General features: G+C 70.0%; 26 protein-coding genes and 1 pseudogene. 15 read left to right on the forward strand and 12 right to left on the reverse strand.

Annotated features, from left to right (window positions below; genetic code table 11):
- Positions 1-54: 54 nt before the first annotated feature.
- On the forward strand, positions 55-438 hold the full coding sequence (locus GA0070603_RS04865) for an ArsR/SmtB family transcription factor (protein WP_091307727.1): 384 nt from the start codon (positions 55-57) through the stop codon (positions 436-438).
- A gap of 19 nt (positions 439-457) precedes the next feature.
- Here the strand turns inward: GA0070603_RS04865 and GA0070603_RS04870 are convergent, their stop codons facing one another.
- Positions 458-1,594: a flavin-containing monooxygenase gene (locus GA0070603_RS04870; protein WP_244282407.1), complete on the reverse strand. Its 1,137-nt coding sequence runs from the start codon at positions 1,592-1,594 to the stop codon at positions 458-460.
- 83 nt (positions 1,595-1,677) lie between these two features.
- Between GA0070603_RS04870 and GA0070603_RS04875 the strand changes: the two genes are divergently transcribed.
- From GA0070603_RS04875 to GA0070603_RS04900, 6 genes are all read left to right on the forward strand, one after another.
- Positions 1,678-2,010: an ArsR/SmtB family transcription factor gene (locus GA0070603_RS04875; protein ID WP_091321564.1), complete on the forward strand. Its 333-nt coding sequence runs from the start codon at positions 1,678-1,680 to the stop codon at positions 2,008-2,010.
- A gap of 89 nt (positions 2,011-2,099) precedes the next feature.
- Positions 2,100-2,786, forward strand: a complete 687-nt coding sequence (locus GA0070603_RS04880) for an arsenate reductase/protein-tyrosine-phosphatase family protein (protein WP_091307733.1) — start codon at positions 2,100-2,102, stop codon at positions 2,784-2,786.
- On the forward strand, positions 2,783-3,322 hold the full coding sequence (locus GA0070603_RS32470; protein ID WP_341864929.1) for a three-helix bundle dimerization domain-containing protein: 540 nt from the start codon (positions 2,783-2,785) through the stop codon (positions 3,320-3,322). The genes GA0070603_RS04880 and GA0070603_RS32470 overlap by 4 nt, the downstream gene beginning before the upstream one ends.
- 171 nt (positions 3,323-3,493) lie before the next feature.
- A complete protein-coding gene (locus GA0070603_RS04890; RefSeq protein WP_091307737.1) occupies positions 3,494-4,237 on the forward strand; it encodes an aquaporin in 744 nt (247 codons plus the stop codon).
- A 175-nt stretch (positions 4,238-4,412) separates the two neighbouring features.
- Positions 4,413-4,820, forward strand: coding sequence for an arsenate reductase ArsC (locus GA0070603_RS04895; protein WP_091307740.1), 408 nt, complete (start codon positions 4,413-4,415; stop codon positions 4,818-4,820).
- Between the two features lie 115 nt (positions 4,821-4,935).
- Positions 4,936-5,475 carry an FAD-dependent oxidoreductase gene (locus tag GA0070603_RS04900; protein WP_139131805.1) on the forward strand — a complete coding sequence of 180 codons (540 nt, stop codon included), beginning with the start codon at positions 4,936-4,938 and terminating at the stop codon, positions 5,473-5,475.
- Between the two features lie 49 nt (positions 5,476-5,524).
- Here the strand turns inward: GA0070603_RS04900 and GA0070603_RS04905 are convergent, their stop codons facing one another.
- Complete coding sequence (locus GA0070603_RS04905; RefSeq protein ID WP_091307743.1) at positions 5,525-6,568, reverse strand: ArsO family NAD(P)H-dependent flavin-containing monooxygenase; 1,044 nt, start codon at positions 6,566-6,568, stop codon at positions 5,525-5,527.
- Between the two features lie 215 nt (positions 6,569-6,783).
- Between GA0070603_RS04905 and GA0070603_RS04910 the strand changes: the two genes are divergently transcribed.
- Positions 6,784-7,155: an ArsR/SmtB family transcription factor gene (locus GA0070603_RS04910; protein ID WP_091307746.1), complete on the forward strand. Its 372-nt coding sequence runs from the start codon at positions 6,784-6,786 to the stop codon at positions 7,153-7,155.
- 413 nt (positions 7,156-7,568) lie between these two features.
- Here GA0070603_RS04910 and GA0070603_RS04915 read toward each other — a convergent pair whose 3' ends face one another.
- Positions 7,569-8,921, reverse strand: coding sequence for an MFS transporter (locus GA0070603_RS04915; RefSeq protein WP_091321567.1), 1,353 nt, complete (start codon positions 8,919-8,921; stop codon positions 7,569-7,571).
- A gap of 144 nt (positions 8,922-9,065) precedes the next feature.
- On the opposite strand from GA0070603_RS04915, the gene GA0070603_RS04920 reads away from it, so the two are divergent.
- Positions 9,066-9,671, forward strand: coding sequence for a TetR/AcrR family transcriptional regulator (locus GA0070603_RS04920; RefSeq protein ID WP_091307750.1), 606 nt, complete (start codon positions 9,066-9,068; stop codon positions 9,669-9,671).
- A gap of 24 nt (positions 9,672-9,695) precedes the next feature.
- Here the strand turns inward: GA0070603_RS04920 and GA0070603_RS04925 are convergent, their stop codons facing one another.
- A complete protein-coding gene (locus tag GA0070603_RS04925; RefSeq protein WP_091307753.1) occupies positions 9,696-10,274 on the reverse strand; it encodes a TetR/AcrR family transcriptional regulator in 579 nt (192 codons plus the stop codon).
- Positions 10,275-10,462: 188 nt separating this feature from the next.
- On the opposite strand from GA0070603_RS04925, the gene GA0070603_RS04930 reads away from it, so the two are divergent.
- From GA0070603_RS04930 to GA0070603_RS04945, 4 genes and pseudogenes are all read left to right on the forward strand, one after another.
- On the forward strand, positions 10,463-11,071 hold the full coding sequence (locus GA0070603_RS04930; RefSeq protein WP_139131806.1) for a DUF2218 domain-containing protein: 609 nt from the start codon (positions 10,463-10,465) through the stop codon (positions 11,069-11,071).
- A 591-nt stretch (positions 11,072-11,662) separates the two neighbouring features.
- Positions 11,663-12,382, forward strand: coding sequence for a DinB family protein (locus GA0070603_RS04935; RefSeq protein WP_167544488.1), 720 nt, complete (start codon positions 11,663-11,665; stop codon positions 12,380-12,382).
- Between the two features lie 61 nt (positions 12,383-12,443).
- Positions 12,444-12,626: pseudogene (locus tag GA0070603_RS04940) on the forward strand (site-specific integrase); the annotation flags it as partial.
- Between the two features lie 417 nt (positions 12,627-13,043).
- Positions 13,044-13,316 carry a hypothetical protein gene (locus GA0070603_RS04945; RefSeq protein ID WP_208862808.1) on the forward strand — a complete coding sequence of 91 codons (273 nt, stop codon included), beginning with the start codon at positions 13,044-13,046 and terminating at the stop codon, positions 13,314-13,316.
- 316 nt (positions 13,317-13,632) lie between these two features.
- Here the strand turns inward: GA0070603_RS04945 and GA0070603_RS31400 are convergent, their stop codons facing one another.
- From GA0070603_RS31400 to GA0070603_RS04965, 7 genes are all read right to left on the reverse strand, one after another.
- Complete coding sequence (locus GA0070603_RS31400) at positions 13,633-13,965, reverse strand: hypothetical protein (RefSeq protein ID WP_167544489.1); 333 nt, start codon at positions 13,963-13,965, stop codon at positions 13,633-13,635.
- Between the two features lie 228 nt (positions 13,966-14,193).
- Positions 14,194-14,334 carry a hypothetical protein gene (locus GA0070603_RS32560; protein ID WP_425270407.1) on the reverse strand — a complete coding sequence of 47 codons (141 nt, stop codon included), beginning with the start codon at positions 14,332-14,334 and terminating at the stop codon, positions 14,194-14,196.
- 96 nt (positions 14,335-14,430) lie between these two features.
- Complete coding sequence (locus GA0070603_RS32565) at positions 14,431-14,595, reverse strand: hypothetical protein (RefSeq protein ID WP_425270408.1); 165 nt, start codon at positions 14,593-14,595, stop codon at positions 14,431-14,433.
- A 200-nt stretch (positions 14,596-14,795) separates the two neighbouring features.
- On the reverse strand, positions 14,796-15,257 hold the full coding sequence (locus tag GA0070603_RS32570) for a transposase (protein WP_425270409.1): 462 nt from the start codon (positions 15,255-15,257) through the stop codon (positions 14,796-14,798).
- The gene (locus tag GA0070603_RS04955; protein WP_091307768.1) at positions 15,217-15,618 is read right to left on the reverse strand and encodes a hypothetical protein; all 402 of its coding nucleotides are present in this window, start codon (positions 15,616-15,618) and stop codon (positions 15,217-15,219) included. The genes GA0070603_RS32570 and GA0070603_RS04955 overlap by 41 nt, the downstream gene beginning before the upstream one ends.
- Positions 15,619-15,823: 205 nt before the next feature.
- On the reverse strand, positions 15,824-16,447 hold the full coding sequence (locus GA0070603_RS04960) for an HIT family protein (RefSeq protein WP_091307772.1): 624 nt from the start codon (positions 16,445-16,447) through the stop codon (positions 15,824-15,826).
- Between the two features lie 518 nt (positions 16,448-16,965).
- Positions 16,966-19,809: an AfsR/SARP family transcriptional regulator gene (locus GA0070603_RS04965; RefSeq protein WP_208862809.1), complete on the reverse strand. Its 2,844-nt coding sequence runs from the start codon at positions 19,807-19,809 to the stop codon at positions 16,966-16,968.
- 176 nt (positions 19,810-19,985) lie between these two features.
- Here GA0070603_RS04965 and GA0070603_RS04970 point away from each other — a divergent pair, with 176 nt between their 5' ends.
- Positions 19,986-20,435 carry a hypothetical protein gene (locus GA0070603_RS04970; protein ID WP_091307775.1) on the forward strand — a complete coding sequence of 150 codons (450 nt, stop codon included), beginning with the start codon at positions 19,986-19,988 and terminating at the stop codon, positions 20,433-20,435.
- Between the two features lie 143 nt (positions 20,436-20,578).
- On the opposite strand, the gene GA0070603_RS04975 is transcribed toward GA0070603_RS04970, so the two are convergent.
- Entirely contained in the window at positions 20,579-20,770 is a 192-nt protein-coding gene (locus GA0070603_RS04975; RefSeq protein ID WP_091307778.1) for a hypothetical protein, read from the reverse strand.
- A 138-nt stretch (positions 20,771-20,908) separates the two neighbouring features.
- On the opposite strand from GA0070603_RS04975, the gene GA0070603_RS04980 reads away from it, so the two are divergent.
- The gene (locus GA0070603_RS04980; protein ID WP_091307782.1) at positions 20,909-21,235 is read left to right on the forward strand and encodes a TraR/DksA family transcriptional regulator; all 327 of its coding nucleotides are present in this window, start codon (positions 20,909-20,911) and stop codon (positions 21,233-21,235) included.
- The last annotated feature ends 277 nt before the right edge of the window (positions 21,236-21,512 follow it).

Genomic DNA, 21,512 nt, shown 5'->3' on the forward strand with positions numbered 1-21,512 from the left:
CGTCCGTCGAATCAGAGAGTTGCACGTTGATTAGAGAGATGTCAACCTAGAGGTATGTCGAAGCAACAGGCGCCGCTCGCCCTCATCGACCTCAACGCCGACGCGCCGTGCTGTCCCCCGCTGGCGCAGAGCCAGGTTCCCGCCGAGACGGCCGCGGTGCTCGCGCCCGCGTTCAAGGCCCTCGGCGACCCGGTGCGGCTGCGGCTGATGTCGATGATCGCCTCCGCCGAGGACGGGGAGGCGTGCGTGTGCGACTTGACGCCGGCGTTCGACCTGACCGGGCCGACGATCTCGCACCACCTCAAGACGCTGCGCGAGGCAGGCCTGGTCGACGCCGAACGGCGCGGCACCTGGGTCTACTACCGGGCTCGACCGCAGATCCTGCGCCAGCTCGCCGCGCTGCTGTCGATCGAGCCGGCAGCCGCGGCCAAGGCCTGACCTCGCTCCCCCATCGCCGTCATCCGCCCGCACCGTCCCTGGCTCGATCGGGGGGCACGGGCGGCGTCAAACGCTTCGCACCGGAGGCCGTGGGGCGTGCCTGACGGGAGAGGCGCGGACGCCGGTCCACGCGTGCGGCGAGGGCTGCCATGACGTGCGCGGCGTCGCGTCCGACGCCGCGCAGGGTGTTCGAGGCGAAGGATCGCTGGAATTCCAGCCCCAGGTAGACCAGGCCGGGATGGGTGGTGGAAATGCCGCTCGCCTGCCGCGGTACGCCCTGGTTCAGTGCGCCGAGTGGGGCGAGGTAGTCGAGGTTCGGGCGGTAGCCGGTGGCGAAGATGACGGCGTCGACGGCTTCCGCGGTGCCGTCGCTCCAGACGACACCGTCGGCGGTGAAGCGGGTGAACATCTCCCGCCGGGGAAGCTCGCCTGAGGTGATGGCGTCGTGGTAGCGGCCGGTGTCCAGCACGGCGGCGTGCCGGATGAGCCGGGTGATGACCGGGCGCGGAAGGCGGTCGGCGCCGGTGACGCGCAGCCAGTGGTGCAGGTCCCGACCGCGGATGCGCTGCGGCAGGAACCGGACCGGTTCGCGGGTCGCCAGCGTCACCCGGGCACGCCCGGTGAGTTCGTAGGCGACCTGGACAGCGGAGTTGCCGGCCCCCACGACCACGACCCGCTTGCCGTCATATGCCTCGGGTCGGCGGTATTGGGCGACGTGGCGCAGATCGCCGGTGTACTCGCTCTGCCCTTCCAGGGTTGGCAGGTACGGGTTGCCGAAGGAGCCGGTAGCGGCGACGACTCCGACGGCGGGCAGTTCGTCGCCGGTGTCGGTTTCGACGAGGTATCCGCCGCTGCGACCGGGACGTACGGCGATGACTCGGGTGCAGGTGCGGATCTCGGCGTCCAGGGCTTCGGCGTAGCGGCGGAGGTAGTCGACCACCTCGTCGCGGTGGGGGTAACGGTCCGGGTCGCCGTCGAAGGGCATGCCGGGCAGGGTGCTGTAGCGGGCGGGCGAGAACAGCGTGAGGCTGTCGTAGTAGTCAGGCCAGGAGCCCACTGGTTCGGCGCCGGAGTGCAGGACCACGGGTCGCAGGCCAGCGTCCAGGGTGGCGCGGGCGGCGGCGAGGCCGGACTGCCCGCCGCCGACGATGATCACGGGATTGGCTTGATCGTTCACACCACGATCATATCGTCGTTTTGTTGAATGACAATATGATGATGGCGAGGGAAGGTGTGACCATGAGTCAGACCGCCGACGACCAGCCGGCCGGGCCGCAGAGCGCCGCTTCGGGCCTCGCGCCGCAGACGCAGGAGTTCCTCAAGGCCCTCGGCAGCCCTACCCGGCAGCGGATCATGATGCTGTTCGCCCGCGGCGCAGAGATGTCCGTGGGCGAGGTGGCCGAGCGGGCCGGCATCAGCCAGGCCACGGCGTCGCAGCAGCTGACGCTGCTGCGACGCGGCGGCGTGGTCACCTCGCGGCGAGACGGCAAGACGGTGTTCTACCGAGCCGACCGGGACGGCGCCGTCGCTGCCCTGACGGATCTGCAGTCCTACCTGGCGACCTGCTGCTGATCAGCCGGCACCAACACCTGCCCCGGTGAGATCCGGGCCTTCACGAGGTCGGCTTGACTCGGCAAAGTTGCTCAGCGATAGTTGACTCAATGAACGCTGAGCCTTCTTCCCTCGACGGGCGAGCCCGCATCCATGCCGCCCTGGGTGACCCGGCGCGCCTGGCGATCGTGGACGCGCTCACCTTGGGCGACGCCTCGCCTGGGGAGATCGCACAGACGCTCGGCATGCCGACGAACCTGGTCGCCCACCACGTCAAGGTCCTCACCGACGCCGGCCTGGTCATCAAGGGCCGCTCCGAGGGCGACCGGCGCCGCACCTACCTTCGCCTGCGCCCGGAGACGCTGGCCGCTCTCGCCACCCCGCGGCTGGGCGGCGTGGGCCGGGTGGTGTTCGTGTGTACCCACAACTCGGCCCGCTCGCAGCTGGCCGCCGCGCTGTGGAAGCAGCGCGCCCACGGCGATGTCGCCTCCGCCGGCACGAAGCCCGCCAGGCGGGTGCACCCGCGGGCGGTGGCCGTGGCCCACCGCCACGACCTCGACCTCGACCCGACCGGCACCGCCCACGTCGCCGATGTCGTCCGTCGCGACGACCTGGTAATCGCCGTCTGTGACAACGCCCATGAGGAACTGACCGGCCCGCTGCGCCCCCGCCTGCACTGGTCGGTCCCGGACCCGGTGCGCGTGGACACCGACGAGGCGTTCGAGGCCGCCTACGCCGACCTGGCCGACCGCGTCGACCGGCTCGCGCCCGCCATCCGGCCCGGAGGTCTCCGATGACCGACCTCACCGCCCACCCCCTCCAGGAGATCACCCTCGACCAGCAGGTCGCGCTGCACACCGTCGCGACGCGACTGGCTGAGGAGTTCGACGGCATCTACGGCACCGAGACCATCGAGCGGTTCCTGCAGACCAGCTACGAGCAGTTCGCCACCGCCGCCAGCATTGCGAACTTCCTGCCGCTGCTCGCCGAGCGCTTCGCCCGCCAGCGGCTACGGGCTCTCGCCCGGGTCGAGGGACACCACCGCGACGGGCGCCCTGTCGTGCTGTTCCTGTGCACCCACAACGCCGGCCGCTCCCAGATGGCCCTGGGTTTCTTCACCCACCTGGCCGGCGACCAGGCGATCGCCTGGTCCGGTGGCAGCGAACCCGGCATCGAGATCAACCCCTGCGCGACCGCGGCGATGACCGAACGCGGCATCGACATATCGGAGAGTTCCCCAAGCCGTGGACCGACGAGGTGGTCCGGGCCGCCGACGTCGTGGTCACGATGGGCTGCGGCGCGCGTGCCCCATCTTCCCCGGCACCCGCTATGAGAACTGGACCGTGGACGACCCCGCCGGGCTCGACCTGGCCGACGTGCGGCCGATCCGCGACGAGATCGAGCGCCGCGTCCGTCGCCTGCTCGACGAGCTGAACGTTTCCGCCACCCGATAACCAATCTGCCCGACGATCCGGGACAGCACCATCATGGGAGATAAAGACTGATGACCATCGCACCTTGGCGGCGCCTGCTGGCCGAGTTCGTCGGCACCGCCCTGCTGGTCACCGCCGTGGTCGGCTCCGGCATCATGGCCGCCACCCTCTCCCCCGGTGATGTGGGCCTGCAGCTACTGGAGAACTCCACCGCCACGGCGTTCGCTCTCGGCGCGCTGATCCTGATCTTCGGCCCGGTCTCCGGCGCGCACTTCAATCCCGTCGTCTCCGCCGCTGACTGGTTCCTCGGCCGCCGTGCCGGCACCGGCCTCACCGCCCGAGACCTGGGCGGCTACGTCGTGGCGCAGGTGCTGGGGGCGATCGCCGGGTCCGTGCTGGCCAATCTGATGTTCGACCTCGCCGCCGTCGACTTCTCCGGCAAGGACCGCGCCGCCGGTCACCTCTGGCTGGGTGAAGTTGTCGCCACCACCGGCCTGATCCTGCTGATCTTCGCCCTCGCCCGCTCCGGCCGCGCCGCGGTCGCACCCGCCGCCGTCGGCGCCTACATCGGCGCCGCCTACTGGTTCACCTCGTCGACCTCGTTCGCCAACCCGGCGGTCACCATCGGCCGCGCGTTCACCGACACCTTCGCCGGCATCGCCCCCACCTCCGTGCCCGGCTTCGTCGTCGCGCAGCTTGTGGGACTTGCCGTCGGTGTCGGCCTGCTCGCCGCCCTCTACCCCGACGCGGGCGCCGCCGCCGACCAGGTCGTCGTCCCCACCGACGAGGACGCCGCCATCGGCCGCCGCTCATGACAACCCCGCACCCACACGGCACCCGCGGCGCTCGGCCTGATGCCGGATTGGTCAACCGCCGCTGTGACCCCGGCCGCTACCGGACGCTCGACCGCAACAGCGACCCAGCCCACCTGTTCCCCGACCCCGACGACAAGCCGGTCAACCGGCCCTCGCACCGCATGGAAGGCACCCGATGAGCGACAAGCCCAGCGTCCTGTTCGTCTGCGTCCACAACGCCGGCCGCTCCCAGATGGCCGCCGGCTGGCTGCGCCACCTCGCCGGCGACACCGTCGAAGTCCGCTCCGCCGGCAGCGCCCCCGCCGACCAGGTCAACCCCGCCGCCGTCGAGGCCATGCGCGAGGTCGGCATCGACATCACCGACCAGACCCCCAAGCTCCTGGAGTACGCGACCGCGCAGTCCTCCGACGTCATCGTCACCATGGGCTGCGGCGACGCCTGCCCCGTCTTCCCCGCCAAGCGCTACGAGGACTGGAAGCTCGAAGACCCCGCCGGCAAGGGCGTCGACGCCGTCCGGCCGATCCGCGACGAGATCCGTTCCCGCGTGGAGCAGCTGCTCACCGAACTGCGCCCCACCGCCTGACAACGCCTTCGTTGCCGCCCACCGGGTCCCACCCCGGTGGGCGGCTCACCCCTGAGCAGGAGCCCCTCGTGTCCGACCCACACCGCCTGATCATCATCGGTTCCGGACCCGCCGGATACACCGCCGCCGTCTACGCCGCCCGCGCCAACCTCACGCCCAGGACATCGCCGTGGTCGGCGGTGGCGACACCGCGATGGAGGAAGCCACCTTCCTCACCCGATTCGCTCGCAGCGTCACCATCATCCACCGCCGGGACACCTTCCGCGCCAGCCGAATCATGTCTGAGCGGGCGCTGACCAACGACAAGATCCAGGTGGCGTGGAACAGCGTGGTCGAGGAGATCCTCGGCCACGACGGCGCCGTCGCCGGAGCTCGGCTACGGGACGTCCGCACCGGCGAGACCCGGGTCTTGGACGTCACCGGCGTGTTCGTCGCCATCGGCCACGACCCGCGCAGCGAACTGTTCCGCGGCCAGGTCACCCTCGACGCCGACGGCTACGTCACCGTCGAGGCCCCCGGCACCCGCACCAACCTGCCCGGCGTGTTCGCCGCCGGTGACCTCGTCGACCACACCTACCGCGAGGCGATCACCGCCGCCGGCACCGGCTGCGCCGCCGCCCTCGACGCCGAGCGCTACCTCACCGCCCTGGCCTGACCGGCGCCGCCCGAGGTCCGGCCAGCTCGGCCGGGCCTCGGGCCGACGATCATCCGCCCAGGCGGGCGGCGATGTCGGCGACCGTCGCTTTCGCTGTCCGGCCGGCACCCACCAGTGTGGCTGACGCCGGCCCCGTCCAATCGCCGTAACCCAGCAGGTAGAGGCGAGGCTCGTCCACCGACCGGGTGCCCTCGGTGGCCACCTCCCCTTGCCGCCATCCGGGCAGCAGCGGCGCGAGGTGGGTGAGGTTGGGCTGGAAACCCGTACACCAGATGATGGCGTCGCAGGGCTGCTCGGCGCCATCGGCCCACCGCACGCCACGATCGGTCAGCCGCGCGAACATCGGACGGGCGTGCAGAACTCCGCGGTCCCGCGCCTGGCGGACGCTGGGCACCATCACGATGTCGCCGAGGTCGCTGACACCGCCACCGGCACCACCGGCGGCCTTGCGGGTAGCCACACCGAACAGCACCCGACCGTCGACGTCGTCGGGCATGAACCGCGCCGGCCGCAAGGTGACCCAGCTGGCCTCGGCGACCCGGGACACGTCCGCCAAGATCTGCGCCGCGGAGTTACCTCCACCGACGATCACGACCCGCTGCCCCCGGAACTGCTCTGGCGAGGTGTAGTGCACCGTGTGCAGCTGCCGGCCGGCGAAGTCGTCACGGCCCGGGATGTCGGGAACGTACGGGCACTCCCACGTACCGGTGGCGGAGATGACGTACCTGGCCAGCCAGCTCCCGTCGCCGGTCTCCACCGCCAGGCGCTCCCCGGAACGCCGCACCTCATGGACCCGGACCGGCCGACGCACCCGCAGGTCGTACCGCTGCTCGTAGGACCGTAGGTAGTCCACGACATGCGCAGCGGTGGGGAACTCCTCGCCCTCCTGCCGAGGCATCCCCCACCCCGGCAGCGGGCTGTACTCGGCCGGAGAGAACAACCGCAACGAGTCCCAGCCATGCCGCCACGCGCCACCCGGCTGCGACTGGCCGTCGAGGATGACGTAATCCAGACCGGCACGGCGCAGGTAGTAGCCCGCCGCCAAACCCGCCTGCCCGCCCCCTACGACCACCACGTCACACGATCCGGACACGCTCCGGCACCTCCTCCGTCCCGCTGATCATCATGCCGAGCGACCCAAGCTCTCTACACGCGGGCCGATGCACACACCCTGCACGCGGGGGCAGGCGGCGCAGCGGCTTCCCCAGCTGACGGGTACGGCCACCAGTACTCGGGGAGCCCCTACCCGCCGGCCGTCGGCGGCCTGGTCGTGGGTTCCGCCAACGTATTGATGGTGTTGGTGGGACGATGGATGACGTGGGAACCCCGAAAACCGCCGTACCTGCTGTCTCGCCGCTTGCCGGTGAGCCGATCAAGCGTGCCGACGCCGAACGCCTCGCGGGAGTGCTGAAGGCCGTCGCCGACCCGGCCCGGCTGCGACTGCTCAGTCTGATCCAGTCCGCTCCCGAGGGCGAGGCGTCCGTCACCGACCTCACCACCCCGCTCGGCCTCTCCCAGCCGACCGTCAGCCATCATCTCCGGATCCTCACCGAGGCCGGCCTGCTCGAGCGGGACAAGCGGGGCGTCTGGGCGTACTACCGCCTGGTGCCGTCCGCGATCGCGGCGATCGCCGAACTGTTGACGCCGCCCCGCAAGCGGGCGACAAGGAAGACTCGCTAAGCGCAGTGTCAGAGACCGCCGGCACCAGAACGGCGGCGAGCCATCGGCGGCGTCCGAGGTTCGGACGCCGCCGATGGCTGGAACCGCACACGGGCTCGCCGCCTTTGCGGGATCGTTTTCCGGTCCGGCTCAGTCCCCCCGGGGGCCATCGGCGTGTTCCTGCCTGCGCCCACCTTCTCCCGTTGACGCATCGGCGGGAACGACATGTCGGCGAGGTGCATCGGTTCTGCAGTGGCCGGAGAGGCGCCCCAAGCAGTCGGCAGTCCCACAGGTGACTGGTCAAGGGGTGGCCTGCGCGCGGCTCCTTTGGTCAGCAGGCTCGGTCGCTGGCCCGATTCCCGGCGAAGCAGCAAGACCGCGGCTGCTACGAATCCCAGGTCGGAACATGCTCAGGTCATGTGGGCAGTCCCTGTTCAGTGCGCATGGGCCGTCGCGCCCGTGGATGGCTTCAGGTTCGGGACGATGAGCAGCGATACGACGGCGGCAACAGCGGCCGTCGCTGCGGCGAAGGTGAAGGCGCGGGTGAAGCCGACGCTGCTGCTGTCAGCGATACTCGCCGCCGCGATGCTGGACACCACTGCGACGCCGAGGGCGGCGCCGAACTCGTGGAAGGTGCTGAGAAGACCGGAGGCCAGTCCGGCTTCGTGATGAGCGACCTGCGCCAGCGCGGTTGTGGAGGCGGCGACGAAGGCGCCGCCGATGCCCGCTGCGCCGACGCTGATCCCGGCCACCACCGCAGCCGCACCGTCCCAGAACACGGGCAGCGCGGTGCCGAGCGCGGCGATCGCAAGCCCTGTGGCCGCGACCGGCCGGGCACCGAGGCGGCCGATGGCGTGACCGGCGGCCTGGGCTCCGATGATCGTTGCCAGGGCGACCGGCAGGAACAGCAGCCCGGTGTGCAGCGCCCCGTAACCCTTGTGGTGTTGCAGGTAGAACGACCCGAGGAAGAAGATCGCGATCATCAGAGCCGTCGCGGCCAGGATGAGGAACGTGCCGGCGGCAACCGGCCGGCGAGTCAGGATCCGCAGGTCCATCAGCGGTGAGCGCACGGCGCGTTGCACGACGGCGAACACGAGGTACAGGACGACGGCACCGGCCAGCGTCCCGAGGGTCGTCGCGGTCAACCAGCCGCGGTCCCCGGCGTTGATCAGAGCGTAGATGGCCGTGCCGGTCGCGGCGGTGACGAGGATGGCGCCCGGCACGTCGAGGCGTGCTCGGGTCGTCGGCGGCAGGTGCGCCGGCAGCATCCGGGCAAGTGCCACCAGCACGATCAGACCGATGGGCACGTTGATGTAGAACACCCACTGCCAACCAGGGCCTGCGGTCAGTACGCCGCCGAGCAGTACGCCGATCGCCGAGCCGGTACCGCCGAGCGCGGACCAGATGCCGAGGGCCTTGTTGCGTTCGTCCCCGTGGAAGGTTCTGGTGAGCACCGACAGCGCCGCGGGCGACAGCATCGCCGCACCGACACCTTGTGCGACTCGGCCGCCGATCAGCAGCGCGGCGCCAGGGGCCAGGCCGGTGATCAGGGATGCGGCGGTGAACACGAGCAAGCCGAGCAGGACCACGCGGCGGGCGCCGAAGAGATCGGCTGCCCTACCGCCGAGAAGCATCAGGCCGCCGAACATCAGGGTGTAGGCGCTGACGACCCAGGTCAGTGTGTCGCGTGCCAGGCCGAGGTCCGTTCCGATGTGCGGCAGCGCGATCGCCACCACGGTGACGTCCAGGATGAGCATGAACTGCGCGACGCCGAGCAGTGCCAGCATGCGCCAGCGGCGTGGGTCGGCGGCGGTGGTGTCGGGTTGGTCGACGGCCTGAGCGGACACAGGGTGGCCCCCAATTCGAACAGTTGTGTTTGAGTTGTGTCGGGTACAGTAACTCGTACAGCACTGTTCGACAAAGGGGTCCGGATGGCCGCAAGGGGGCAGGCGAAGACGCCGGGCAGGCGAGCCGACGCGCAGCGCAGCATCACGGCGATTCTTGAGGCCGCGGTGAAGGCCTTGAGCCGCAACCCGGAGGCCAGCGTCAGCGAGATCGCCAAAGCCGCGGGCGTCGGCAGGGTCACGCTCTACGGCCACTTCCCCAACCGCGACGAGCTGGTGGAGGCGGCATTCGCTAGGGTCATCGACGAGGGTCACGGCGCACTCGACGCGGTCGATCTGAGCGGCGATGCCAGGCAGGCACTCACCCGGCTGATCCATTCCAGCTGGCTGCTGGTGAATCAGTCCCGGTCCCTCCTACTGGCGGCTCAGAAGGTTCTACCGCCCAGCCGGATCCGCGACCTGCACGCCGGCCCGGCGGAGCGCGTCGAAGGCCTCGTCAAACGCGGTCAGGACGAGGGAGTGTTCCGCAGCGACCTCTCGACTGCCTGGCTGGTAGGCGTCATGCACAGCGTGATGCACAATGCCGCCGACGAGATCAACGCCGGCCGCTTGGACAGCGACGAGGCCGCCGCGTTCATCACCGCGACCGTTCTGGCCGCCTTCACCCCGCCCGGCAGCCGCGTTCCCGCCTGAGCAGCCGGCTGTTCCCGGCGCGAACTAGCGGGGACGGGCGCCCATCCCGGCCAGGGTGACGGTGACCAGCCGCTGGACGGCGTCTTGGGGAACGGTGCCGGCTGCCGCGAGGGCATGCAGGCAGTAGTTGGCTAATTCGTCGGCGGCCACGTCGTCGCGGAGGTCGCCGTCTCGGACAGCCTCGGCAATGAGGTCTCGGACGAAGCTGCGGAGTTCCTGCTGGGCGTGGTGGACGTGTCCGCTGCCGTGCAGGTGCGCGGCGAGTTCGCCGCCGTGGTGGCGCGCGGAGTGGTGCTGGAGGCGGGCGTAGGTGTTCAGGGCAGCTTCCAGGCGCGCGATGGCCGGGGCGGCGGGGTCGACGGCGGCGGCGAGTTGGTCGAGGTGTGTGGCGATCTGACGTTCGTGCCACGCGGTGAGGACGGCCTGCGCGTCGGGGAAGTACTTGTACAGCGTGGCGCGCCCGATCCCGGCCTGCTCGGCGATCTGGGACATCGTTACGGCGACCAGCCCGTGCTTGGCCACTAGTGCGGCCATGGCATCCATGGCGGCGTCGCGAACCGCTGCGCGGTGCGCGTCGATCGTTTCGGTCCACAGCTTGGGCACACTCACATGCTACATGCCGTTCACGGGCGGAACAGGTTGCTGTTGACGTAGACAGGTTGTCTCTATAATTTGGGAGGCACCACGACCTGCCGGGCGACACGAATTCCACCCTGACCCTCCACCACTGGGGAGCGGGCCCGCGAACCGCTGGGGTTGCTCCTCGCAACCCACGACCGAGAAGGAACACCGTGCCAGTCCTGCAAGCCCAGATTCAGGCCGACCGAGCCACTCGCTATCTCGTCCAGTTCTGCAAGCACGCCGCCGCCATGGGCAGCGGTGGCCATTCCGCCCGCATGCACATGCGCCGGGAGGTGGAGGTGGCCGCCGAGTGGAGCGACACCAGCGGAAGGGTCACCTTCGGCCCGTGGGGCGAGGCGACGCTCACCGCCGACGGCAACTCGCTCACGGTGCGGATCGACGCGGGGGACGAAGACGGTCTGACTCAGATCCGCGACATCATCGCCCGCGATTTCGAGCGGTTCAGCCGCCGGGACCCTCTGGCCGTAGCGTGGCAGCGTCTCGACTCCCCCGACGAGGCCCCCGTTCGAGACGCCGTCGGCATGCCATCCGGGAAACGGCGGGGCTTCCGGCGATCCCACCTTCAGAGCGCTGTCCTCGCGCTGGCCGTGGTCCTGGTCGCCGCTGTGCATGTGGGGCTGGCGGGCTCGGTCTTGGCGGAGTCGCGATGGACGGGCCTGGCCGCGAACTTCGTCGTGGTGCTCATCGCTGTCAAGATCGCGCTGTTCGCGGTGGCCCGCTTAAGGATCCGTCAGCGCGGGGCCGCCAAGCGCCCCTGACCACACCTGAGCCGGGCGGCGGTCACGGCGGGGCGCCACTTCGTGACGGCTGCCGCCGTTGCGAGTCGTTGCCCCTTCTCCCGACCGGAGCTCGCAGGAGGGTCGAGCCTGACCCGGCCCTACTATGAGCGGGTAGTAGTTGCCCTGGGACGGCGACCGCATCCGGTAGGAGCGATGTGTGGGCGTCGGGTCCACGCCTCCTCGCGGAAGGATCAACTGTGCCTTTCCAGCGGCGTCACCGGGCGGCCTGACCTTGCTTGCCGCATCATCGGGTCTCGCCTGCAAACAGCCGTCAGCGCGTCAGCGCCGCGCGCTGGGCACTACGGGTGTCGCTGGCGCTGTTTCCCGCTCTCGTCGTGGCGTTTGCGTTCGCCTCTCCCGCCGCCGCGCATTTCAAGCTGCTGAAGCCCACATGTCGCTGCGCTGCCTCGCCTCGGCCACCAATAGGCCAGCCACCTTGGTCGGTCCGGAGAAGGGTTCGTTGGAGGCGATCACGACGCTGTTGCGTTCTTCTCGCTCCGTCAGGACCTGCAGGAGGCCAGATCGAGCGGGAAGGCTGGCTTGTCGGTGCTCGGACCTAGTATGCGGAGCATGACGCGGTATGTAGACGAGGATCTACACGGTGCGGAGTTCCGCGAGTGCGATCTGACCGCGGCACGCCTGATCGGCGTCGTCATGCAGGATGCCGTGATCGACGGGCTCGTCACCAACCTCATGGTGAACGGTGTCGAGGTCACCAAGTACGTCGAGGCAGAGCTCGACCGGCGTCATCCGGTGCGAGTGCTGATCCGCTCCGAGGACCCCGCCGATCTGCGCGAGGCATCGCGTCAGCTCCATGCCGGGTGGGCCGCCACGATCGAGCGAATCCGCCGTACGCCCGGCATCGAGCGCCGCAGCGTCAACGACGAGTGGTCGGCGGTGCAGACGATGCGCCACCTGGTCTTCGTCCACGACTCGTGGTTCCGCCGCTGCTGCCTGGGCTCGACAGAGCTGTTCACGCCGATGGGCATCGGGCCGACCGTCGAGCCCTACCGTGGAGCGCACGGTCTTGACCTCTCGCTCGATCCCGCCCTCGACGAGATCGTGAGCGTGCGCGACGCACAGGCCGCCGAACTCGAGGCCTGGCTCGACGAGGTCACCGCTGCGCAGCTCGCAGCGCCAGCGCCGGTGCCCGACGACGATGTCTGGCCGCCGTACGCCCGGGGCCGCTCGGTGCGGCAATGCCTCGGCACCGTGCTCAACGAGACCTTCGAGCACCACCGCTTCTGCGTCCGCGACCTCGACCTGATCGAGTTACAGGACGTTGAGTAGGGCCGGCTACGGACTCAGCATCTTGCGGAGCGGGGCATCGCTGACCGTCTGCGCGGTGCCGACCGTCCGGGACCCCCGGCGGACCCGCTCCCCACCCCTGGCCGACCTGGACGTGCACCCTCGGGTGGCGATGCAGACCCTCCGGCACGCACAGTTCGCCATCACCATGGAGATCTACACGGTGGTGTCCTCGGCAGCCACCCGCGCGGCCCTCAAGCGACTCGGCAGCGCGCTGGACCGATAAGGCGCTACTGCTCTGCTGTACCGGCCCGAACTAGGGCAACAGCGGCCCTGGAAAGGGTCGCTGAGCTACGGAGGAGTGGGCCGTAGGGACTCGAACCCTGAACCCGTCCACGGTCTGTGGATCATCTCAGATCGGGCGGATCGGCGTCCTGACCTGGGCTGGGTCTCTCGTTGCCTGACTGCACGATCTCGTACTGGCACTCGCTACACGGCTCCGGTGGGGATTGCTCCGCACCCGGTGGATTTCCTGCCACGGCTGCGTGGCTGGCTGGGGCACCGCCAGAAACGCAAGGAGAAGCCAGCGCTACAAGGCCCTCCAACCCCAAGGGAACTGAAGGAAGCCACCCGCGACACCGGACATGTGTCGCCACGATCGCAACTGGGCCACGACATCGGCAGGACCGGCACAATGGCGGGCGTGACCACGGACCAGCCCGGAGAAATCAAGCCCGGAGACATCTACGAGGACTGCTCGTTCCACCCCGTCCTCTGCACCTACATCAACGACGGCGACGAAATCGGCGGGATCTCCCTCATCGACGCGAGCAGCCCACGCGCCTGCTCCCTGTCCGGCTGCGGCGTCATCAAGCTATCCATCGCCGACGTGATCGTCGCCCGCGCCGACTGGCCCGCCTACCAGGCACGACGGAAAGAGGAACTCGCCGCCGAGCAAGACCCGACGACCGCCTGACCCATGGCTGGCAGCCCAGTGGCATCCCGTCTGCGACGCCACAGCGCGGCTTGACCACGTGCGCTGTCATCGGCAGATCCGTGCACACCCAGCGGCAGATGCGGATGCCTGCCTCGACCGCTGGCGGCTTAGTCAATCGCTTGAGCGCCAGCCGGCTGGCATCGAAAAGCAGCCGTGTTTACCAAACGGCACTGCGTGGGCTTAGGCCGTGTTTCGAAAGAACGTGGTGCTGCGTTGATGATGAACGCCAGGGTCCGATAGAGACCACGGAGATCGGTGTAAACCGACGGCACAGGATCTTGTTCCCCTGAGGTCCTCAGTAGTCGAACGTCCGTAGCCACCAGGGGAGGTGGGGATGGGCAAACGGGTTATTCAGCCAGAGCGTCTGCAGCCTCTCGTCGGCTGGAGTGACCAGTCGACGCAGCTCCCGGCGGGCCTTCTTGGAAACCCGGCCGAAGGCGATTTCGATGACAGCGCGTGGATCTTCCGAGTTGGCTCGCCAGTCGTAGTCACTGTGCCAGGGGACTTGGGTGCGGGGATAGCCGTAGTCGCGATACTTACGCGGCGGTCGGCACCAGCCCACGATGGCAGAGGCGGTCCAATTGTCCGGCCAACTGTAGAGGCGATCGAGCGCGCGTAGCTGTCGCATTGTCGAGGCGGACAAGCCACGCACATCGAGCCGAACCTTGACTCTGTGTGCGGGCCAGGGGGCCTGCGGTCGTCGCCGGTGGTGACGTTGGAGGGTGGCTCGAACGGCGGCAGGAGGCCGACGGGGCATGCGCACTTCCTGAAAGGCGGTCGCCGTCCATCATGTGGGTTCAACCACACCGTGTCCAGGCCGTCCTGGTGCACGTTTGGGCGCTGCTTCACAGCTTGGTCAGAGCCATTCGTTGATCGCAGCGACGTGGAGTGTGGCCTGGTACCGGACGGCGAGTTTGTCGAACCTGGTGGCCATGGCTCGAAGGCGTTTGAGCTGGTTGATGCCGCACTCGACGGCGTGACGCTGCCTGTAGGTCACGGGGTCGAAGGTCGGCGGTCGGCCGCCCTTCGACCCCTTCCTCCGCCGGTTGGCGGCCTGATCGATCTTGATCGGGATCGTGGCCGGGATGCCGCGTCAGCGTAGCTCCGCTCGGTTGCCGCGGGAGCTGTAGGCCTTGTCCGCGAGGACCCGGTCGGGTCCAGTGCGGGGCCGGCCACCATCGGGCCTGGGGACCCGGATGCGGGCCAGGACCCGGGTGAACTGCGGGCTGTCGCCGCGCTGCCCACCGGTCAGCAGCATCGCCAAGGGTTTGCGGCCCTGCTCGCAGGCCAGATGCAGCTTTGTGGTCCAGCCACCCCGCGACCGGCCCAGAGCGTGATCAGCCGGCTCGTCGTCGACCCCGCCGGGTGGTTCCTTCTGCAGCTCGGGTTAGGTGCGGGCACCAGCGGCGTGCTGGTGCACCCTAGCGATGGTCGAGTCGACGCTGACGTCCCAGGTGATCAGACCGGCGGCGTCGGCGCGGGTCTGCAGCCCGGTGACGATGCGCTGCCAGACTCCCGCGCGTTGCCAACGGCGGAACAGCCCGTAGACCGTCTGCCAGGGCCCGTAACACTCCGGAAGTCCCGCCAGGGCGAGCCCACCCGCACCCGCCACCGGATCCCATCGATGAGTTGCCGTTTACTCCACTTCGGCGGCCGTCCTGGCTTCTCGCCCCTCGGCAGCAGCGGTTCCAGCGCCGCCCACTGCACATCAGTCAGGTCAAACCGTCTCGTCACCGCTATCGTGGCCACGAGGTCTCCGGTGTTCAGGGTGTCGTTTTGGTCGATGAACCCTCTACCGGAGACCTCACTGCGTATCGACCACCGACACGCCAGCAGCCACAGCTGCCCCGTCTGGTCAAACGAACCTATGAAACACGGCCTAGAGCCGAACCCACTCTCCGAGTCGTTCGGCTGGAGCACCGTCCATGAAGGCGACGACCGCCGCCGTTGCCCTGGTCACATTGGAGACGACGTCACCCGAGAATGTGCAGTCGCCGCCGAGCACCGGCACGTCGACGCTTTTCGTCGCGGGCCGCCCGCCATCCCCACGAAGAAGGCGGCAGTCGTCTGGGGACGCGAACAGGTGCATGACCGCGTAGCCCCCTCTGTATGAGAACGTCAACTGGGGGTAGTCCGTATCGACGCGGCGTACCTCCGTGTATCCCTGTCCGACGCTCAGAAGGTGCCGGAGCCGGGACATGAAGCCGTCGACGTCCGACCGGTTTTCCTTGAGGGCCAGGTCGCCACTTCCAGGATCGGTCGCGATCCATGCAACATCCATGCGTGTCTCCAGCAGGCGAGTCAACGCGTCGCATAACAGCGCACGGAGACGCTGTTCTCGGCGCGTCCGGATGCGCGCGCCGCGTGAGCTGGGTACCTTGCGTGACGAGCGCTCAGCGGCAGATCCGGATACGTGACCTTGGCAAATCCGCGCGGCGGTGGTGGCAACAGCCGTGACGGTGACATTCGGTCGTGGTTCAGGCCGGTCAGGCGGCCGGTTTGCTGGTGTGCGACCGGTGGCCTCCGTGGGACGCGACCAACGCGTCTGCCACGATCTGAGCGTCAGCTTCTGCGACGTCCGCTGGGTACTCCGGTAGCAGGTCGTCCCAGACGACCAGCCACGACCCGTACAACTGGGCCTGTCCTTCGGGCCGAGCGAAGAACCAGACGTGCAGGTGGGCGCCACCATCTCCGATGCGGTAGACGTGGGCCCGCGAGATGTGCGGCAGTGCCTGGATGTGGCGGACGATGCGGGTGCTCAATAGCCCCAGTTCGGCGGCCAGTTCGTCAGGTAGATCCGCCATGTCGTAGTGAGCGCGCGGATACAGCATGAGCACCAGCGGAACGCCCACTCCCGGAATCCGGGCCAGCCGCCAGTGATCGTTGAACCAGATCCCTTCGTCCCGGTCGCGGCAGGCGTTGCAGTCCGACGGATCCTCGCCGTGCCGCGCGGGCTCCGGGAGCACCGGCGGGCGCAACGGCGCTACGCGAAGTCCGTCCGGCTCGAACGGACTGATCTCCCATCCCGTCATGCGTGCCAATGGGAGCCGGCGCTCGCTGTCCGCGACGGCGACTGCGTGGTCATAGAACTCGTCCGGTCGCAAGGCCATACGGCGAAGACTAGTACGACAAGATTCCAAGTGATCGCTAGCCCCGTTGTGGCTGCCAGACACCGCCCGATGGTCACGTACTCGATGGTCCGGATGAACCCGGAGCATCCCCTCGTCGGCATGTGAGTGCGCCCGCAGGCATCGAGATGTCAACGGCTTCAGCCGGGGGACGTAGCCGGCGTTGAGGTTGGTGGATCTCTCTGGGCCTGGACGCGGTCGCCAACCGGCTGGACGAGGTGGTGGCGACACGCGACAAGGACCAGTCGAGGACTGGCACGGCCGCCGGCGAGGTTGTCGACCTCCGGAAAGGGCGAAGCCCAGGCCAATGGCCCGGGCTTCTGTACCGAGCGGCCTGACGGAACCGATCCGTCGACCTACCCATTTACGAGATCACATTGCCAGGGCCGCCGACCTGGGCGCATGCAGCCCTTAGCAGCGGACAGCCCTCTCGGCATCTCACCGGGGGCGTACGAATCGGGGCTGGTCGCGCAGCGCGGCCACTGACCGCCGGGCCTACGTCAGCTCAGTTGCGCGAGCTGGACGCGCACCACGTCGGCGTCCGGATGATTCAGCTGTTCCAGGATCGCCAGCGCGTGGCGCCACGCCGCGCGCGCCTCCTCCCGGTCACCGGCGGCGCGGCGGGCGCTGCCGAGATGGGTCAGGACGATGGTCTCGTCGTACCTGATGCTCAGTTGCCGGGTCAGGGCGAGCGCGTTGCGGTAGCACTCCGTCGCCCGTTCGTGGTCGCCCAGGTTGCCGTGGACGTGACCGAGGCTGTCCCAGGCCTGGGCGGCACGGCGCCGGTCACCGGTCCGCTGGTGCAGGTCGAGGGCACGCCGGCAGTGGCCGAGGGCCTGCCGGTGCTCCCCAAGGTGGGTGAGGTACCACCCGATGGCGTTGAGTCCGTCGGCCTGCCCGGCCACGTGGCCGAGAGCCTCGTAGAGCGCGAGCGCCTCCCGCGCGTGCGGCAGCGCCTCGGCGTAACGGCCCTGCCGGTCGAGCACCCAGGCCAGGTTGAGCCGGGTGTGCGCCTGGCTGGTGCGGTCGCCGGTCAGTTCGAACAGCTCCAGCGCGCGCTGGAAGTGCCGGCGGGCGTCCTCGTGGTCGCCCAGCTTCGCCCTGGCCCGCGCCAGCCCCCAGTGCGCGTGGGCCTCACCGAGGCGGTCGCCGAGACGCCGGGCGGCCGTCATCGCAAGATCCTGCACCGCGGCCAGGTCGTGCCAGTACGCGTGGGCGTCGAGGAAGTCGAGTAGGGTCCAGGCCAACTGCCAGGCCCGGCGGTCCGAGCCGGTGCGGGTTGCTTCGGCGACGGCGGCCAGGAGCACCGGTCTCTCCGCGCGGAACCAGGCGAGTGCCTCCGCGTAGCCGGCGAGGACGGTCGGGACCGTGCCGGGCTCGTGTGTCGAGTCGGTGATCGGATCCCGATGAGGGTCCAGGAGGCGGGCGGCGCCGTCGGCGGTGTGCAGGTAGTGGTCGAGCATCCGGTGCCGGGCGCGCTGCCGGTCACTGGCGTCGTCGTGAGTGTGGGCCAGCTCCGCGGCGTACCGGTCGAGCAGGTCATGGCAGGCGTAGCGCCCGGGGGCCACCTCGCCCAGCAGGTGCGCGCGGGCCAGCTCCGCCAGGAGTGGCTTGACGAGTGCGGCCGACCGGCCGGCGAGGCTCGCCGCGGCCGGCGCGGCAATGTCCGGGCCGGCGTGCAGGCTCAGCAGCCGGAGCAGACGGGCGGCCTCGGTGGTCAGGGTGCGGTAGGACCAGGAGAAGACGGCCCGGATGTCGGTGGCGAGGTCCCCGCCGTCGAACGGGTCCAGCGCTGCGTCCGGTTCCTCCGCGGCGCGCCGCAGCTCGGCGGTCAGCGTGGCGAGCGGAAAGTCGGGCCGGGTGACGGCGCGCGCGGCGACGACGGCCAGCGCGAGCGGCAACCGCGCGCACCGGGCGATGAGGTCGTCGACCGCGCCCGGATCGGTGGCCAGCCGGTCGGCGCCGAGACGCCCGGCCAGCAGCTCCCGGGACTCCTGCGTCGACAGCAGGTCCAGGGTCAAGGGATCCGCGCCCTCGCTCACCACCAACGGGGTCAGCTCGGTGCGGCTGGTGACCAGGACCAGGCAGCCCGGCGTGGCGGGCAGCAGCGGCCGGACCTGCGCGGCGTCGCGGGCGTTGTCGAGGACGACGAGCACCCGCCGGCCGGCCAGCATGCTGCGGTACAGCGCGGCCTGCGCGGTCGGCTCGACGGGAATCCGCTGCGCCGGCACCCCGAACGCGTCGAGGAAGCCACGGATCGCCGCGGCCGGATCCACCGGGCAGCCGTGATCGGCGAACCCACGAAGGTCGACGTACAGCTGCCCGTCGGGGAACTCGCCGGCCACCCGGTGTGCCCAGTGCACGGCGAAGGCGGTCTTGCCCACACCGGCGGTGCCCGACACCACCGCGATGGGCAGGGTGCCGGGCTGGTCGGCGCGCGACGTCCGCGCGGCACGCAGCAGGGCGTCGAGTCGCGCCAGCTCCGGACGGCGGCCGGCGAATCCGCGAACGGCCATGGGCAGTTGGGCGGGCACGGGACCCGACGGTGCCGGCTGGCCGGCCGGCGCGCCAGCCACCCGGCACGGCTCGCCCATGGCCGGCGGTGCCAGCTCGGCGTCCTGCCGGAGGATGGCGGCGTGCAGCCGACACAGTGCCGGGCTCGGGTCGACGCCGAGGTCCGTAGCCAGGGTCGTACGCAACCGCTGGTAGGCCGCCAGCGCGTCGACCTGCCGGCCGTCGCGGTACAGCGCGAGCATCAGGCGGTGGTGGATCTGCTCGTGGTAGGGATGCTCGTCGGCCAGGCGTGCCAGTTCCGGTACGAGCGACGCGTGTTCACCCAGCGCCAGCCGGGCGTCGAGCAACGCCTCCCGGGCCGACAGCTCGAGCCCGGCCAACCGCTCGGCCTGCTCGTCCAGCCAGCGGAGCCCGGCCAGGTCCGCCAGCGGCCGTCCCCGCCAGAGGGCCAGCGCGGCACGCAGCGCAACCGCGCGTTCGGCGGGCTCCGCCGGATGCCTGCTTTCGCCGATCAACCGCTGCGCGAGGTGCAGGTCGGTGGCCTCCGGCGGCAGGTCGAGGACGTAGCCGTGTGGACGTACCGCGATGGCCGTTCGCCCGCCGAGCACGCGGCGCAGGTACGAGATGTGCCGTTGCAGCGAGTTCTTCGCGGTGGCCGGCGGCGTGCCGTCCCAGACGATGTCGATGAGCAGGTCGGGGTGCACGGCGTCACCGGCGTGCAGGGCGAGTGCCGCGAGCAGGGCCTTGCGTCGTAGGCCGGGCACCGGCCGAGCCTGATCCCCCTCGGTGACGTCGACCGGCCCGAGAAGACGGACCTGAATGGTCGCCACCTCCGCTCCTCAGTGGTCGGGCGATCGAATGCTACCGATCGCCGGGGCGCCCCGGGTCAGCGCGCGTCAGGTTCACGTCAGCGGCGGATGCCATCGTGCGACGGCGCGCCGGCCGGCCGCCGCGGCGCGGTCTCCGCGCGCAGGACAAGCCCGACCAGAGGAAGTGAGGGACCAAGATGCTCAGGCATGCCATCCGCAGGACGTTGACCCTCCTCACCGCGGCGACGGTGCTCGCCGCCGGAACCGTCGCCGCGAGTGCGGCGCCCGCGCTCGCCGTGACCGCGAAGCTGGAGATTTTGCTGGGGTGCCAGACCAGCGACGGCCGCTACTGGGACTACACGGTCCGGGTGAGCGGGACCACCGCACGCAGCTACTACGACCGGTGGATGGTCGAATTTCGGGTCTGGGGCGACGACGAGTGGAGCGACGACCTGCTCGGCGGCCCGTACCGGACGTACTACGAGGGTCTCGGGCAGGGCTCCTACTCCGTCGGCGTGTGCATGAACAGCTCGACCTTGAACGAGGACGTCGGTCTCGACGACATCTACGCTGGCGTGCGCATCTACAACGCCAGCGGCGTGAACACCGAAACGGCGGAGTCGAACCGCTGGTACGGCTACTTCTGAGGGGCGGAGACCTCGCCGTCGGGGCGGCGTCCGGTCCCCGGCGGCGAGCCCGGTCGCGGCGACCGTCGCCGCTGGCGGATTCCGCAGACGCCCCGGCCCCGCCTGCGGATTGGCGTGGTCACGTGAGCGGTCAGCCACCCCGGTCATTGCGGGGCGAGTTGCGGCGGGTCGCCGGCCTTACCCAGGAGGAGTTGGCCGAACGCACCGGGCTGACCGTGCGCGGCATCCAGCAACATCGAGCGGGGCCGGTCCTTCGACCGCGCCGGCGTGCGGTGGAGGCACTCGCCCTCGGGCTCGGCCTCCGGGGCGACCAGGTCGACCAGTTCGTCCGGCACTACTGCCCCGAGGCCGCCCGCCTGCCAGCCCTCGGCAGGCGGTGGTAACCGTGCCGGCCCGCACCGTCGTCGACGAGCACTCACGGGCGTGCCCTCCATGGCCCGTCTGTGCCGGCTGGAGGCCGTTAGGCTACACAAATGGTCCGGGATGAACTGCTGCGGCTGCGAGCGAGGGCGGAGGCTGAGGCGGCGACGCTGGCCCAGGATCTGGAGGCGCTGTTCCTGGCATCGCGGGATTCGAATGCCGACGACGAGCACGACCCGGAGGGCGCCACCATCGGCTTCGAACGCGCCCAGTTGACCGCGCTGCTGGCCGGGGCACGGCAGCGGATCGCCGACGTTGACGACGCGCTGCGTCGGGTGGACGCGGCGACCTACGGCGTCTGCGAACGATGCGGGCAGCCGATCGGCGATGAACGGCTCGCCGCGCGGCCGTTCGCCCGCTTCTGCATGGCATGCGCATAGGGCATCAAGGAGAGTGAACACTGGGGGCGCTCACTAATTCCAGCGGAGCGTTTACGGGCCACGACCAGACGCGCTCAATGCCGCGCTCGCGCGGTTGCAGCTGCACGGTTGGGTCCGACTGGGTTGTTTTCGGGAGCCCGCTCATTATGAGCGGGCTCCCCGGAGCCTGGCCCGACTCGAACGGTGCTGCCACCCCTGGGCTCAGTGACGCGCGGTACCGGCGCAGCGCGTTGGGCAGGCCGGCCTCAAAGCGTAGTTCACCCGGGCCCAGCCAGGG

The organism is Micromonospora chersina (assembly GCF_900091475.1).
Classification (GTDB): Bacteria; Actinomycetota; Actinomycetes; order Mycobacteriales; family Micromonosporaceae; genus Micromonospora; species Micromonospora chersina.